This window comes from Acidimicrobiales bacterium, from assembly GCA_041394245.1.
GTDB lineage: Bacteria > Actinomycetota > Acidimicrobiia > Acidimicrobiales > Aldehydirespiratoraceae > JAJRXC01.
This window is the reverse complement of sequence record JAWKIR010000002.1, coordinates 2767204-2780950: the sequence shown is the minus strand read 5'-3', so window position 1 is coordinate 2780950 and position 13747 is coordinate 2767204. Positions and strand designations below refer to the sequence as shown.

Below are 13747 nucleotides of genomic sequence, written 5' to 3'. Positions count from 1 at the left end.
TCTACGACTTCTCGACGCCGAGAGCGCGGGCCACGAGCACCATGGGGTGCACCGCCGCGACTCCGGCACCGGCGAGATGCATCGAGCACCCCGGGTTCGCGCTCGCCACGACATCGGGGGTCGCCCGATCGATCGCGGCGACCTTGCGCTCCCTGATCTCACCCGCGAGCTCGGCTTCGAACACGGAGTAGGCGCCGCCGGCGCCACAGCAGAGCCCGTCGTCGTCGAGCTCGACCAGCTCGCGGACGAATGGCGCCAGGACCGTCCGGGTCGCCCCGTGGACCCGCTGCACCTGGCGGAGATGACACGGGTCCTGCACGGCCACCCGCAGGTCGAGCGGTTCGACCACCGGCAACCGGTCGACGTGGGTGGCAAGCCATTCCTGGATGTCGAACACCCGCGCCGCGAACGCGGCCGCCTCGGCGGTGCCCAACAGATGGCCGTAGTCCTTCATCGCCGCGCCGCAGCCGGCCGAATCGACCAGGATCGGACGGTCGTCGTCGCCGAGGGCGGCCATCGTCGTCCGGGCGAGCGCCCGGGTCTGGTCGGTGAGCCCCGCATGGGCCTGCAGCGCACCGCAGCACGGGGCGACGTCGCCGGTCGGTGTCACGCCGAAACCGGCCGCCTCGATCACCCGCTGGCCGGAGATGTGGACGTCTCGCTGCCAGGCATCCATCACACACCCGGTGAACAGGAAGACATCGGTGCCCGACGTCGTGTGCGCCGGGCGCCGGATCGGCATCGACGCGGGCAGGCCGAGGCGTCTGGGAACGAGCCGGAGTCGGTTGGCGACGGCGAGGACCGAGCTCCCGAAGCGAAGAAGGCGGGGGTGGCCGAGTGGTCGGTAGAGGAGGCGCTGCCATCGGGGCGTCATCTCCCCCGCGGCTGCCAAGGTTTCGCGGGTGCGCTCCATGAGGTGGCCGTAGGGCACGCCGCTCGGGCACGCCGGTTCGCAGGCCCGGCACTGCACACAGCTCTCGAAGGATTCCCTGATCTCGGTGGTGACCGGGGCGTCCCCGACCTGGACCTCGCGCATCAACTGGATCCGGCCGCGGGGGCTGCGGGTCTCGTCGCCGGTCACCCGATAGGTCGGGCACTGGGGAAGACACAGCCCGCACTGCACGCACGTGTTCAAGTCGTCGGGCTCGAGCTGCAGGTCCATCAGCGGCCGACCTCGCGACCGGGGTTGAGGCGGCCCGTAGGGTCGAAGTTGTGCTTGAGTCGGGCCGCGATGGCGGCGACCCCGGGCGGAACCGGCCGAGGCGGCTGGGGCGTGTCGGACCATGCCAGCCCGACCCCGACGGCGACCAGCGTGGCACCCGGATTCGACGCAGGAAGGGCGAGGACCTCCGCCGGGCTCAGCGACCAGCGATGGGCGGGCCGGGCGGGCGGGCCGTCGACCTCGACGAAGCCGGCGAGATCGCGCAACACGGCGCCCTCGGCATCGATGTCGGGGCCGTGACCCTCGAGATGGATCCAGGTGGACGAACCGTCCCACAGCACCTCGGCGGCTCGGTGCACGGCCCGGTGGGCCGCGGTCGGATCGACCCCGGCAGCGCAGAGCCAACGCGACGCCGCAGGGATGGGATTGGTGCGCAACACGAATTCGGCGAGCAAGCCGAGGGTGCCGAGCGAACCCGTCATCAGCTTCGGGAGGTTGTAGCCCGTCACGTTCTTCACGACCGGGCCACCGCCGGTGACCGGCTCGCCCGCGGCGCCCACATAGCGGACCTGGAGCACCGCATCACGGAGTCGACCGCGGGCCATCACATCGACCGGATTCTCCCCGACGGCGACGGCGCCGCCGACCGTGCCACCCCGATCGGGCAGTGCGGTGCGTTGCCCGTGGTCGGCGAGTTCGGCGGCGAGCTCCGCCACCGGGGTCCCGGCCCGCACCTGCACCGTCATCTCCGACGCGGCGTAGGCGACGATGCCGGTGGGAGCCGACAGGACCCGAGCATCGGCGTCGAGCGGGCCCCCGACATCCCAGCGGGTGCGGCGGCCGGCGACGGCGACCGGGCCCTGGGCACCGACCTCCTCGGCGAACCCGAGCAACACCGGGTCGGTGATCGCCAGTGTGCTCATCCCCACACCCCGGTCGGAACCGCACGCAGTGCCTGGATGTCGGCGCAGGAGTGACCCATCGGCAGGACCTTGCCGGGGTTTGCCCGACAGGCCGGATCGAACGCCCGCCGCAACCGGTTCTGGTGTTCGAGGTCGGCGTCGGTGAACAGCTCGCCCATGAAGCGCTGCTTCTCGACCCCGACGCCGTGCTCCCCGCTGAGCACGCCACCGGCGGCCAGCGAGGCCCGGAGGATCTCGGCTCCCGCCGCGTGGACCCGCTCGAGGGTGCCCGCCTCCCGGGCGTCGAACAGCAGCAGTGGATGGAGGTTGCCGTCGCCGGCGTGGAACACGTTCATCACGATCACGTCGTGTCGATCGGCGATCTCGTAGACCTGCTCGAGCACGTCGGCCAGGGCCGAGCGGGGCACCACCGTGTCGTGGAGGTAGTAGTCGGGGGCCAGCTGGGCGATCGCCCCGAACGCGGTCTTGCGGCCCTTCCACAGGAGCTCGCGTTCGTCATCGGATCCGGCCCGACGCACCTCTGTGGCGCCGTTGGCCAGGCCGATCGCCTCGATCCGCGCCGCGTCGATCTCGACCCCCGCATCGAGCCCTTCGACCTCGGCAAGGAGCACGGCGGCGGCGTCGACCGGGTAGCCGGCGCCGACGAAGTTCTCCACGGCGACCGTGATGCGCTGGTCCATGACCTCGAGCGCGGCGGGCACGATGCCGTCGGCGATGATCGCGCTGACGGTCTCGGCGGCGTCGCGAACGGTCGAGAACGACAGGAGCAAGGTGCGCACGGCCGGCGGATTGCGGGTCAGGCGAACAGCGATCCGGGTCGCGATCCCGAGCGTGCCCTCGCCACCGACGAAGGCGCCGCGCAGGTCATAGCCCGGAGGCTCGGCGTCGAGCCCTCCGAGCATGACGACCTCGCCGTCGGCCAGCACGACCTCGACCGCGACGACATGAGCGTCGGTGACGCCGTAGGCGAGACAGTGGGGACCCCCGGAGTTGTTGGCGACGTTCCCGCCCAGGGTGCAGACGGCCTGACTCGAGGGGTCCGGTGCGAAGTGGTAGCCGAGGGGGCGAAGGTGCTTGGACAGGTCGAGGTTGATCACCCCGGGTTCGACCCAGACGATCCGGTTCGCCTCGTCGATCTCGAGGATGCGGTTCATCTTCCCCAGCGACACCACGATCGGCGCGCCCAGGGGAATCGCGCCCCCGGCCAGGCCGGTGCCGGCGCCCCGGGGGACGACCGCCGATCCATGACGCTCGGCGACGCGCATGATCGCCCGGACCTCTTCGGTGGACGTGGGGAAGCACGTCGGGCCGGCGACTCCGCCACCGAACACCGAGGCGTCCTTGGCCATCAACGCCCGCTCGGCACCGTCGACACGGACGCGATCGTCGGCCAGCACGGCCCGCAGGTCCGCGACCAGGGGATCCGTCACCGCCTCCCGGCGGACGAGTCGGTCGAGAAGCCCCATCGCCGCCAGCGTAGGGCGAGCCGACCCCGTCGGCAGTCCCGCGTGGACAGTCCCGCGTGGACAGTGCCCGTCCTGCGGGTCATGCTGCGGGGGTGAAGCGGTCGCTCCCCATCGACAAGGTCGATCTGGCCTCGCTCCCCATCTTCGTGCTGACGATGCTGGCCGAGGCACGGGCGCTGCGGGGCCGGCCATTGCGCGAACCCGGCGATCTCGACGACTGGACGCCGGCCGAACTCTCCGACCCGTCGTTGCCACCCGACGAGCTCATCCCCGTCGGCTACGAGAAGCGCGACACGACGGCGAGCCTGGCGATGCTGGCCGGCAACGTCGCGGTCAATCTCGCCTACTACGGCGCACTCTCGCGGGTCAGCAGGTTCCTGTACCGCCATCGGGTCGCCGATCTCGGCAAGCGCAAGGGATCGTTCCTGGTGTCGATGGTGATGTGGGACTTCCTCTACTACTGGAGTCACCGCTGGCAGCACGAGAAGCGGATCCTCTGGGCCAACCACGTCACCCACCACTCGAGCGAGCACTACAACCTGTCGACGGCACTGCGCCAGCCCTGGTCGGGCTATCTCACCTCATGGGTGTTCTTCCCGATGCCACTGCTCGGCATCCCGCTGCAGCAGACCGCACGCGCCGGGCAGCTGAACCTGCTCTACCAGTACTGGATCCACACCGAGGTGATCGACCGACTCGACCCCGTCAGCGAATCGGTGCTCAACACCCCCTCGCATCACCGGGTGCATCACGGCGCCAACCCGCAGTATCTCGACAAGAACTACGGCGGCATCCTGATCACCTGGGACAAGCTGTTCGGCACGTTCGAACCCGAGGTCCGCCGGGTGAAGTACGGCCTGACCAAGAACATCAAGACCTTCAATCCGATCCGGATCGGTTACCACGAGATGGCCGACATCGCCCGCGACGTTCGCCGGGCCAAGGGCTGGCGCAACAAGTGGGGGCACGTCTTCGGACGCCCCGGATGGCAACCCGATCAGGTGAACGCGTCGGCGTAGGCGAACATCCCCGGTTGGCCGCCCGTGTGCAGGAACACCACGTCGGCTTCGGGGTCGATGTCGCCGGTCCGGGCCAGCAACGAGGCGAACGCCTTGGCCGTGTAGACGGGGTCGAGCAGGACACCCTCGGTGCGGGCGAGTTCGAGCACGGCGGCGTGGGACTCGGCCGTCTCGATGCCGTAGCCGTCACCCAGAGCGGTTCCGTCGACCCGCCACGGGCCGAGGGCCGCCGCATCGAGGCCGAGCCGCGCCGCCGTGTCGGACACGAGCCGATCGATCGAACCCGCCGTGTGCGCCGCGTCGGCATACACGGCGACAGGGGTGACGAGAAGGTCGAGCCCGGCCGCCGCCAGGCCGACCACGAGCCCGGCTGCGGTGCCGCCCGTCGACGAGGCGACCACCAGCTCGCCGGGCCGGAGCCCCGCGGCCGCGATCTGTTCGGCCAGCTCGGCCGCGGCGGCGACATAGCCGAGCGCGCCGGTGGCACTCGAACCGCCGGGATCGATGAAGTAGCGCTCGGGCTCGGCCTCGGCGAGTTCGCCGGCCCGAACGAGCGCGGCGGCGTCGTCGGCGACGACGTGCACGGTCGCACCGAGCACGTCGTCGAGCAACCGGTTGCCACCGGACCGGTAGATCTCGGTCGGGCGGTCGACCGCATCGGTCAGGACGAGATCGCACGGAAGCCCGACGTGTGCACAGGCGGCGGCGGTCTGGCGGGCATGGTTGGACTGGATCGCGCCGAAGGTGACGACCCCCGAGGCGCCCTGGGCGAGCGCCTCGCCGAGCAGGAACTCGAGCTTGCGGGTCTTGTTGCCACCCAACGCGAGTCCTGAACAGTCGTCGCGCTTGAGCCAGATCAACGGACCGCCGCGTTCCTCCTGCAGACGCCGGCACGGCGCAAGCGGCGTCGGCCAGTGGCCGAGATCGACCCGCGGGAACGGAAGCACGAGATCGGTCATCCGGCGAACGGTAGTCCGCGGGCGGTCGACTACGCTCCGGCCGTGTCCGACGGCGACCTCACCGCGACCTTCCGAGCCTTCACCGACCGGCTGCACCAGCTCGCCGATCGAGTGGTCGGCGACGAGTTCCCCGACGCACCGGTCGAACAGCTCGAGCATCTCGTCGAACAGATCGCCGGCTTCGTCGAGTGGGAGGTGTTCCACGCCGACCCGGCCCGGCCGGCATTCCACCGCCACAACGACCTGGTGCATCAGTGGGGCGGCCCGAACGCGGACAACGTCTACCACCACGCCCGCATCAGCCCGGACCGCCGCTACCGGATCACCGGCCGGATGCACTCGTGCGACCAGTGGCTCCTCGCGATCCGCAAGGGCTTCATGCACAACGAGGTGTGGGGGACCGTCGGCCAGGTCACGGCTTCCGACCTGGGGATCGGTCCGGGCGACGAGTTCGAGCTGACCCTGGGCGGTGACGGCAGCGGCGATCGCCACATCGACCTGCCGGACGGCGCGATCATGGCGTCGTTTCGCGAGTACTACTACGACTGGACCGCCGACGAGCCGGCCACGATGGTCATCGAGTGCCTCGACGACCCCGGCCCCACTCCTGCCGTTTCGCTCGACGAGCTCGAGACCCGACTCGATCGCGCCTACCGGCAGGTCGAGGACTCGATGCTCTACTGGAACCGCTACATGGTCGAGAACCGTGACGAACGCGAGCCCAACGTCTTCTCGAGCGGGCTGGCCGTCGCGAAGGGACTCTCGGCGGCGCGGTACTCGTTCAACTTCTGGGACCTGGCCCCCGACGAGGCGATCTTCGTGGAAGCCGACGTGCCCCACGCCGACTACTGGGCCCTCCAGCTCTATCGCATGGGCACGTTCGAACTGACCGATCCGACCGGTCGCGTCTGCAGCCGCAACCATCGCCAGACCACCCTGTCGGCCGACGGCCGCATCCGTGCGGTGATCTCCCCGATCGACGTCGGCGCCGCGAACTGGCTCGACACCGGCGGACGAGGCACCGGGTTGTGCACGTTCCGCTGGTTCTGGCCCCACGACGATCACGCCCCGGCCATCGAGTCGCGCGTGGTGAAGGTCGACACACTCGACGCCGTGATGGGCCCCGACACGCCTCGCGTGGCGCCCGAGCAGCGCCGAGCCGAACTCGCCGCCCGCCGCACCCACCTGGCGTGGCGCTTCCGGACCTGAGGTGGAGCGCGCCGCCCTGGTGGTCGCCGCCGCCGACGCGGCCGACACGACGACCGACGAGATCGAGCGTTCGCTGGCGACCGTCGCGGAACCGTTCGACCTCCTCCTCGACTCCCTCGAGGTCGATGCCGCCCTGACCGCCGACGGCCGCGCCTTCACCCACCGGTGGCTGACCCGGATCATCGCGGAACGGGCACGACTCGAAGCGGCCGCCCGTCACGACCCGGCGATCGGCGCGGAACGGATCGATGCACCGGTGATCGTCGCCGGCGCGCCCCGCACCGGCACGACCTTCCTTCACGGACTCCTCGCGCAGCATCCCGAGCTCCGTGCACCCGAGGGATGGGAGCTCCTCTTCCCCGCCCCTCCTCCCGGAGCGGTCGTGGCCGACGACGACCCCCGGATCGCCGCGGCCGACGAGGAGCTCACCTGGCCACAGCGGCGGAGCGAGGGGATGATGTCGATCCACCGCTACGCGGGCCGCATGCACAAGGAATGCCTCTCGGCGATGTCGTTCGCGTTCCGCAGCGAGGAGTTCATCAGCCGCTACCGGGTTCCCCGGTATGTCGACTGGCTCCAGGCCTGCGACATGACCCCGGCCTACGACCGGCACCGCCTCGTCCTCCAGAGCCTCCAACGGCATCGCCCGTCGCGGTGGGTCCTGAAGTCGCCGGTGCATCTCAACAACCTGCCGACCGTGCTCGCCAGCTACCCCGATGCGCGGGTCGTGATCACCCATCGGGAGCCGACCGAGGTGTTGGGTTCGGTGACGAGCCTCGTCGCCAACCTCCGTCGGGCGTTCAGTGACACGGTCGACGAGACCGAGATCGCCCGCTACCACCTCGATCTGTACGGCCGGTCACTCGACGCGCTGGTCGACGCCGATCTCCCGGACGCGCAGGTGACCCACATCGATCAACGCGAGCTGATCGCCGATCCCCAGGGAACGCTCGATGGCCTCTGCCGTCGGTTCGACATCGCCCCGGTGCCCGTCGATGCCCGTCCACCGGCCGAAGCCGGGCAGCACGAGTACTCGCTGGTCGGCGTCGACCGGGCCGAACTCGACGAGACGTTCGCGCGCTATCGGGAACGGTTCCTGCCGGATCGGTCTAGGAGACGATGATCCCGCCGTCGCAGGTGATGACCTCGCCGACGGTGTAGGCCCCGGCCCGCGAACTCAAGAAGATGGCGAGGCCCGCGATGTCTTCGGGGGTGCCGACGCGACCACGGGGATTGGTCCGCCCGAGGGCTTCCCAATCGGTGCCCTCGACGTCGCCGCCGGTGCCGACACCGGTGCTCAGCATCCAGGTGGGGAACGGCCCCGGCGCGATCGCGTTGACGATGATGTTGCGGGGTGCGAGTTGGCCGCCCAGCTGGCGCGTCAACGCGTGGACGGCGGCCTTCGACGGGCCGTAGGAGTAGGTCTCGAACGCGGGCGACTTGATGCCGTCGATCGAACCGATGTTGATGATCCGGCTCGGGTCCTCGGCGGTCGCACCGGCTTCGAGCAGCGGCAGCAGTTGCTGGATGAGGAAGAAGACACCCTTCACGTTGGTGTCCATGACCTTGTCCCAGCCCTTCTCGGGGAACTCCGCGAGCGGCGCCCCCCAGGAGACGCCCGCGTTGTTCACGAGGATGTCGAGATGGTCTTCGCGCTTCGAGATCTCGGCCACCAGCGCGTCGATGCCCTCGAGCCCCGACAGGTCGGCCGGGACCGAGACGCACTCGCCGCCGTGCTCGGCCATGAGCCGCTGTGCCGCGGCATCGCATGCCTCGGCCTTGCGCGAGCTGATGTAGACCTTCGCGCCATTGGCGAGGTATCCGGCGGCGATCATCTCGCCGATGCCACGAGAACCTCCGGTGACCAGCACGATCTTGCCGTCGACGGAGAACAGGTCAGTGATCTTCATGCCCGGACCCTAGCGACCGGCGCCCCACGAGGCCGAGGCGATCCGCGCGCTCGTACTCGCCAAGGCCGGCTCCCACTACGGTCGCTGACATGACCACCCCCTCGATGGTGATCGTCACCGGCTCGGTGACCGCCCGGCCCGACACCGTCGACGAGGTCGAGGCGCTCTGCCTTGCCCACGTCCACCGCTCCCGCACCGAACCCGGATGCCTGCTCCACTCGGTTCACCGCGACGTCGAGAACGACCGGCGCTTCGTGTTCGTCGAACACTGGAGCTCGCTCGCCGACCTCCACGTCCACTTCGCCGTTCCCGAGTCCGGGGAACTGATCGGGTTGCTGCGCGACCTGACCGAGGACATGTCGCCGATCGAGATCTACGAGGTCGTCAGCCCGACCCCGTCTACCTCTCGGGCCTGATGCAGAATCGGGACCTGTGACCCTGTGTACTCGACGCTCCCCCCGAGAGACTGAGGGCGGATGAACGACATCGACCCCAACGTCGTCGGCGACTTCTCCGCGCTCGTTCTGCTGGCCGGAGCCGTCTTCGTCGTCGTTGCGCTCACCCGTCAGGCCGGACGCAACGCGCTCTCCGGCGATGCCCTACGGCTCGTGACGATCGTCGCCGGTGGCGCCGTTGCCGGCAGCCTCTACTTCTCCGAGATCGCCGATTTCGTACCGTGTGAGATGTGCTGGTTCCAGCGCATCGCCATGTATCCGATCGCGGCGATCGGCGTCATGGCAACGCTTCGTCGTGACCGCGCCGTGCTCCCATACGTCGCCGTACTCGCCGGGGTCGGCCTCGTCGCGTCGGTGTACCACATCGGTATCCAGCTGTTCCCCGAGCAGTCGACGTTCTGCGAGGCTGCCAACCCTTGTTCGGCCCGTTGGGTGGAGGGACTCGGTTGGATGACCATCCCCCAGATGGCCGGCACCTGCTTCGCCGTCATCCTCGCCGTTTCGATCACCGGAATCCGCACCCCAGTCAAGGAGACCCCATGAAGTCACTGCCCGCCGTCTTCCGTTCCCCGATGACCTGGCTCCTCGTCATCGTCGCCGTCGCCGCGGTGGTGGTCTTCACCGGAAACGGCGATGACACGACCGACACCGTCGACACACCCATCGACACCGAGACGGGTCCCATCGACGTCTACGGCGACTTCCTGACGCCGTACTCCGACACGGACGCGGGCGCGGGACTCACGATCCCCAGGGTCCGGGCGACGCTCCTCGACGGCCGGTCGACCGAGCTCGGCCCCGACGGCACCGCACGCCTGATCGGGTTCTTCGCTCACTGGTGCCCGCACTGCCAGGCCGAGGTCCCCGTGGTGCGGCGCTGGCTCGAGAACACGACGCTCCCCGACGGCTTCGAGATGATCGCCGTCTCGACCGCCGTCGACCCGAGCGGCGGCAACTACCCGCCCTCCGAGTGGTTCGCCCGCGAGGACTGGCAGACGCCGGTGATCCTCGACGACAGCGCCGGTTCGATGGCGGCCGCCTACGGGCTCACCCGCTTCCCCTACTGGGTCGCCGTCGATGCCGATGGCACGGTGGTGTCCCGGACCACCGGCGAACTCACCGAAGCCCAGCTCGACGGCCTCGTCGAACTGGCGGTCGGCAGCACTGCCGGCGTCGCCCCCTGACCCCCGCCGACCACAGGAGCATCCATGGACCTGATCGAGTTCGAAGAGAAGCGCCAGCTGACACGAGAGGAAGCGGCCGGAGTGCTGCGAACCCTCGCCGATCAGCTCGCCCGCCACAACGACCTGGAATTCTCGCGAGACGGGCTGCGCTACACGGTCGACGTACCCGACTCCGTCGAGGTGGAGGTCGAGATCGAGATCGGCACCGAGGAATCGGAGTTGGAGATCACGATCAGCTGGTAGCCGGTCACCCCCACTCCCGATTGACAACGATTCCGTCATGTTCGTAACATGACCGCAATCAAAGGAGCCGGCCGCCGCCGATCGCTCCGAGGGAGGGAACCCGAAGATGATCCTGGCTGCCTTTTCACTGATTGCCGTCTTGACCCTGGCCCTCGTCGCCAGCATCGTGCTCATCGTGCGCGATCTCGCCGCCGAGCAATCGGCCGCCCTCCACGCCGACGAGATCCCCCCGCCGCTCGCTGCGTGACGCGCCGGCGGGCTACCAGCTCGCCGAGATGTATTGCGTCTCGCAGAATTCGTAGATGCCCTCGCTGGCCCCTTCACGACCGAGACCGGACTGCTTCATCCCTCCGAAGGGGGCAGCCGGATCCGACATGGCGCCGCGATTGATGCCGACGATGCCGGACTCGAGTCGTTCGGCGACCGAGAGTCCCTTGGCGAGGTCGGTGGTGTAGACGTATGCGGCCAACCCCATCTCGGTGTCGTTGGCGTGGTCGATCACGACGTCGAGGTCGTCGAACGGGATGACCGGGGCGACCGGTCCGAAGATCTCCTCGCGCGTGATGGGTGATCCCGGGGCGACGTCGCCGAGCACGGTGGGCGCGTAGAAGAAGCCTGGTCCGTCGAGCGCCATGCCCCCCGTCGCTACCCGTGCGCCGCCCGCCACGGCGGCGTCCACCAGCGAACCGATGGATTCGATCGCCGCAGGGTTGATCATCGGACCACAGCCGACGCCCTCGTCGAGCCCGTTGCCGACCCGCACGTCGTGCATCGCGGCCGCGAGCCGCTCGGTGAAGGCCGCGGCGACTCCGGTCTCGACGAAGAACCGGTTGGCCGCGGTGCAGGTCTCGGCCGAGTGCCGCATCTTCGCGACCATCGCGCCCTCGACCGCGGCGTCGATGTCGGCGTCGTCGAACACGAGGAAGGGGGCGTTGCCACCGAGCTCCATCGCGACCTTCAGCACCCGGTCGGCGCAGCGTCGCAGGAGGACCCGACCGACCTCGGTCGATCCGGTGAACGACACCATGCGGGTGGCCCGGTGGGCGGTCGCGGCATCGAACCAGGGGCCGGCCTCGGCGGTGGGTACGACGTTGACGACACCGTCGGGCACACCGGCATCCTGGAGGAGTTCGGCCACGCGAAGTGCGGTCAGCGGTGTCTCCTTCGGCGGCTTGATCACGACGGCGTTGCCGGCGGCCAGCGCCGGGGCCACCTTGCGGGTGATCATCGCGGCCGGGAAGTTCCACGGCGTGACCATGACGACCACGCCGACGGGCGGGTGACGCACGATGATCCGGTTGGCACCCGACGGTGCGGTACTCAGCGAGCCGCGGATGCGTACGGCTTCCTCGCTGTTCCACCGGAAGAACTCGGCGGCATAGGCGACCTCGCCCCGGGCGTCGGCCAGCGGCTTGCCGTGCTCGCGGGTGATCAACTCGGCGAGCTCGGTGGTGTGGGCGACGAGCGTCGACCAGCAGCTGCGCAGGATCTCGGCCCGGTCCCGCGGTGACACCCGGGCCCAATCACGCTGTGCCCGATCCGCCGCGTCGACCGCCGCGGTCGCATCGGCCGGGGTGCCCGCGGCGACGGTGGTGATCTCGTCGCCCGTTGCCGGGTCGACGATCGGGATGCGCTCGCCCGCGCTTCCGTCCCGCCATGCACCGCCGATCAGCAGCTGATCTCGCATCTCGCACCTCCAGGGCGTCGTCGGGCCCTTCGTAGCATCGAATCCCCGGCAGTGTCGTCACCACGATCACCGGGCGCCGAAGGAGTCGGGTACGGTCACGACGATGGACGTGCCGAGGAAGCTCACGCCGACCCCGCCCGCCCCGACCACTGCGTTTCTCGACCTTCTCACCGACACCCTCGGTCCGGGAGCGGTGGTCGTCGGACATCCCACCGTGGTGCGGCCGGCGTCGACCACCGAGGTGGCCGCCGCGGTCCGTGCGTGCGCCGAGCACGGCGTTGCGATGGTTCCGAGAGGCGGCGACACGGGTCTCTCGGGCGGGACGCAGATGCCGGCGACCCGGGCGGCGGTCGTGCTGTCGCTCGATCGGCTCCGCACCATCGAGTCGGTCGATCCCGAACGGTGGACGATCACCGCGCAGGCGGGCGTCACGATCGAAGCGCTCCAGGAAGCCGCGGCCGCGGTCGACCGCAAGTTCGCACCCGACTGGGGGGCGCGGGGCACGGCGACGATCGGCGGAGCCATCGCCACCGACGCCGGCGGCAACAACGTGGTCCGCTACGGCAACCTCCGCGACAACGTCATGGGGCTCGAGGTCGTCCTCGCCGACGGACGAATCTGGGACGGACGCCGGGCCCTGCGCAAGGACTCGTCGGGCTATGACCTGAAACAGCTCTTCATCGGTGCAGAGGGAACGCTCGGCGTCGTCACCTCGGCGGTCCTGAAACTGGTGCCCGCGACACCCCACGAGCAGTCCGCCCTCGCCGCCATCACCGACCTCGACGCGCTCATGGCGCTCTACGCCCTGGCTCACGTGCACGCGCCGGCGATCCTCACCGCGTTCGAGCTCATCCCGGAGGTCGCGATCGAGCGGGTGCAGCGGCGCTACGGCGTCGGGCACCCGATCGAGACGCGCGCCGACCACTACATGCTGGTGAAGCTGGCCTCGTCCGAACCGGTCACCGACAGGTTGACGGCGTTGCTCGCTGCGGCCGACGACGCCGGCCTGATCACCGATGCCGTGGTCGCCGCCACGCCCGAGCAGGAGTCGGCGTTGTGGTTCCTCCGCGACGAGATCCCGCCGACACGCGCCTTCCCCGAGCACCACGCCCACGGCGTGAAACTCGACACCGCCGTGCCCATCGACCACATCTGCGCGTTCATCACCCGGGTGCACTCGCTCGCGGCGCGCATCACACCCGACGCGCTCTGCTACGGATTCGGACACGTCGGTGACGGCAACATCCACATGATGATCCTCCCGACGAGCGATGACCACATCCCCGCGTTCGCCGACGCCAGGCCCGAACTGCGCCGAGCGATCGACGCACTGGTGTTCGAGCTCGGCGGCACCTTGAGCGCGGAGCACGGTCTCGGCACGCTCCTACGCGATCGGGTCGAGCCACAGAAGCCGGCGATCGAGTGGGAACTGATGCGGACGATCAAGCGCTCGCTCGACCCCGACGACCTGTTCAACCCGGAGAAGACGCTCCCACTTCCGAGCTGACCTCGTGTCCCTCGGGCAGGTCG

15 protein-coding genes are annotated in these 13747 nt (G+C 69.6%); 9 read left to right on the top strand and 6 right to left on the bottom strand.

Going from position 1 to position 13747, the window contains the following annotated elements; all coding sequences use genetic code 11:
• Window position 1 precedes the first annotated feature (1 nt).
• Genes R2707_13840 through R2707_13830 form a run of 3 tightly spaced genes read right to left on the bottom strand, consistent with a single transcriptional unit; the run spans window position 2 to window position 3551 of the window.
• The gene (locus R2707_13840) at window positions 2-1162 is read right to left on the bottom strand and encodes a (Fe-S)-binding protein (protein ID MEZ5246177.1); all 1161 of its coding nucleotides are present in this window, start codon (window positions 1160-1162) and stop codon (window positions 2-4) included.
• Window positions 1162-2085 (bottom strand): FAD-binding protein, encoded by a 924-nt coding sequence (locus R2707_13835; GenBank protein ID MEZ5246176.1) that lies wholly within the window; start codon window positions 2083-2085, stop codon window positions 1162-1164. The genes R2707_13840 and R2707_13835 overlap by 1 nt, the downstream gene beginning before the upstream one ends.
• Window positions 2082-3551 carry an FAD-linked oxidase C-terminal domain-containing protein gene (locus R2707_13830; GenBank protein ID MEZ5246175.1) on the bottom strand — a complete coding sequence of 490 codons (1470 nt, stop codon included), beginning with the start codon at window positions 3549-3551 and terminating at the stop codon, window positions 2082-2084. Before R2707_13830 ends, R2707_13835 begins: the two co-directional genes overlap by 4 nt.
• 92 nt (window positions 3552-3643) lie before the next feature.
• On the opposite strand from R2707_13830, the gene R2707_13825 reads away from it, so the two are divergent.
• Window positions 3644-4570, top strand: coding sequence for a sterol desaturase family protein (locus tag R2707_13825; protein MEZ5246174.1), 927 nt, complete (start codon window positions 3644-3646; stop codon window positions 4568-4570).
• Here R2707_13825 and R2707_13820 read toward each other — a convergent pair.
• Complete coding sequence (locus R2707_13820) at window positions 4549-5529, bottom strand: D-cysteine desulfhydrase family protein (GenBank protein MEZ5246173.1); 981 nt, start codon at window positions 5527-5529, stop codon at window positions 4549-4551. The two genes, R2707_13825 and R2707_13820, sit on opposite strands and share 22 nt — an antisense overlap.
• Window positions 5530-5571: 42 nt before the next feature.
• On the opposite strand from R2707_13820, the gene R2707_13815 reads away from it, so the two are divergent.
• The gene (locus R2707_13815) at window positions 5572-6738 is read left to right on the top strand and encodes a DUF1214 domain-containing protein (protein MEZ5246172.1); all 1167 of its coding nucleotides are present in this window, start codon (window positions 5572-5574) and stop codon (window positions 6736-6738) included.
• Between the two features lies 1 nt (window position 6739).
• The gene (locus R2707_13810) at window positions 6740-7861 is read left to right on the top strand and encodes a sulfotransferase (protein ID MEZ5246171.1); all 1122 of its coding nucleotides are present in this window, start codon (window positions 6740-6742) and stop codon (window positions 7859-7861) included.
• On the opposite strand, the gene R2707_13805 is transcribed toward R2707_13810, so the two are convergent.
• Window positions 7848-8648 carry an SDR family oxidoreductase gene (locus tag R2707_13805; GenBank protein MEZ5246170.1) on the bottom strand — a complete coding sequence of 267 codons (801 nt, stop codon included), beginning with the start codon at window positions 8646-8648 and terminating at the stop codon, window positions 7848-7850. The genes R2707_13810 and R2707_13805 overlap by 14 nt on opposite strands.
• 89 nt (window positions 8649-8737) lie before the next feature.
• Between R2707_13805 and R2707_13800 the strand changes: the two genes are divergently transcribed.
• From R2707_13800 to R2707_13780, 5 genes are all read left to right on the top strand, one after another.
• A complete protein-coding gene (locus R2707_13800) occupies window positions 8738-9064 on the top strand; it encodes a putative quinol monooxygenase (GenBank protein ID MEZ5246169.1) in 327 nt (108 codons plus the stop codon).
• Between the two features lie 60 nt (window positions 9065-9124).
• Window positions 9125-9646, top strand: coding sequence for a disulfide bond formation protein B (locus R2707_13795; protein ID MEZ5246168.1), 522 nt, complete (start codon window positions 9125-9127; stop codon window positions 9644-9646).
• Entirely contained in the window at window positions 9643-10287 is a 645-nt protein-coding gene (locus tag R2707_13790) for a TlpA disulfide reductase family protein (GenBank protein MEZ5246167.1), read from the top strand. Before R2707_13795 ends, R2707_13790 begins: the two co-directional genes overlap by 4 nt.
• Before the next feature lie 24 nt (window positions 10288-10311).
• The gene (locus R2707_13785) at window positions 10312-10530 is read left to right on the top strand and encodes an amphi-Trp domain-containing protein (GenBank protein ID MEZ5246166.1); all 219 of its coding nucleotides are present in this window, start codon (window positions 10312-10314) and stop codon (window positions 10528-10530) included.
• A 106-nt stretch (window positions 10531-10636) separates the two neighbouring features.
• Window positions 10637-10777, top strand: coding sequence for a hypothetical protein (locus R2707_13780; protein ID MEZ5246165.1), 141 nt, complete (start codon window positions 10637-10639; stop codon window positions 10775-10777).
• A 12-nt stretch (window positions 10778-10789) separates the two neighbouring features.
• Here the strand turns inward: R2707_13780 and R2707_13775 are convergent, their stop codons facing one another.
• Entirely contained in the window at window positions 10790-12217 is a 1428-nt protein-coding gene (locus R2707_13775) for an NAD-dependent succinate-semialdehyde dehydrogenase (GenBank protein MEZ5246164.1), read from the bottom strand.
• A gap of 103 nt (window positions 12218-12320) precedes the next feature.
• On the opposite strand from R2707_13775, the gene R2707_13770 reads away from it, so the two are divergent.
• Complete coding sequence (locus tag R2707_13770; protein MEZ5246163.1) at window positions 12321-13724, top strand: FAD-binding oxidoreductase; 1404 nt, start codon at window positions 12321-12323, stop codon at window positions 13722-13724.
• Window positions 13725-13747: the final 23 nt, after the last annotated feature.

Coding starts and splice junctions, on each gene's coding strand:
- R2707_13835 (MEZ5246176.1), bottom strand. CDS start 2,085: ATGAGCACACTGGCGATCACCGACCCGGTGTTGCTCGGGTTCGCCGAG.
- R2707_13830 (MEZ5246175.1), bottom strand. CDS start 3,551: ATGGGGCTTCTCGACCGACTCGTCCGCCGGGAGGCGGTGACGGATCCC.
- R2707_13780 (MEZ5246165.1), top strand. CDS start 10,637: ATGATCCTGGCTGCCTTTTCACTGATTGCCGTCTTGACCCTGGCCCTC.
- R2707_13840 (MEZ5246177.1), bottom strand. CDS start 1,162: ATGGACCTGCAGCTCGAGCCCGACGACTTGAACACGTGCGTGCAGTGC.
- R2707_13775 (MEZ5246164.1), bottom strand. CDS start 12,217: ATGCGAGATCAGCTGCTGATCGGCGGTGCATGGCGGGACGGAAGCGCG.
- R2707_13800 (MEZ5246169.1), top strand. CDS start 8,738: ATGACCACCCCCTCGATGGTGATCGTCACCGGCTCGGTGACCGCCCGG.
- R2707_13805 (MEZ5246170.1), bottom strand. CDS start 8,648: ATGAAGATCACTGACCTGTTCTCCGTCGACGGCAAGATCGTGCTGGTC.
- R2707_13790 (MEZ5246167.1), top strand. CDS start 9,643: ATGAAGTCACTGCCCGCCGTCTTCCGTTCCCCGATGACCTGGCTCCTC.
- R2707_13820 (MEZ5246173.1), bottom strand. CDS start 5,529: ATGACCGATCTCGTGCTTCCGTTCCCGCGGGTCGATCTCGGCCACTGG.
- R2707_13795 (MEZ5246168.1), top strand. CDS start 9,125: ATGAACGACATCGACCCCAACGTCGTCGGCGACTTCTCCGCGCTCGTT.
- R2707_13785 (MEZ5246166.1), top strand. CDS start 10,312: ATGGACCTGATCGAGTTCGAAGAGAAGCGCCAGCTGACACGAGAGGAA.
- R2707_13770 (MEZ5246163.1), top strand. CDS start 12,321: ATGGACGTGCCGAGGAAGCTCACGCCGACCCCGCCCGCCCCGACCACT.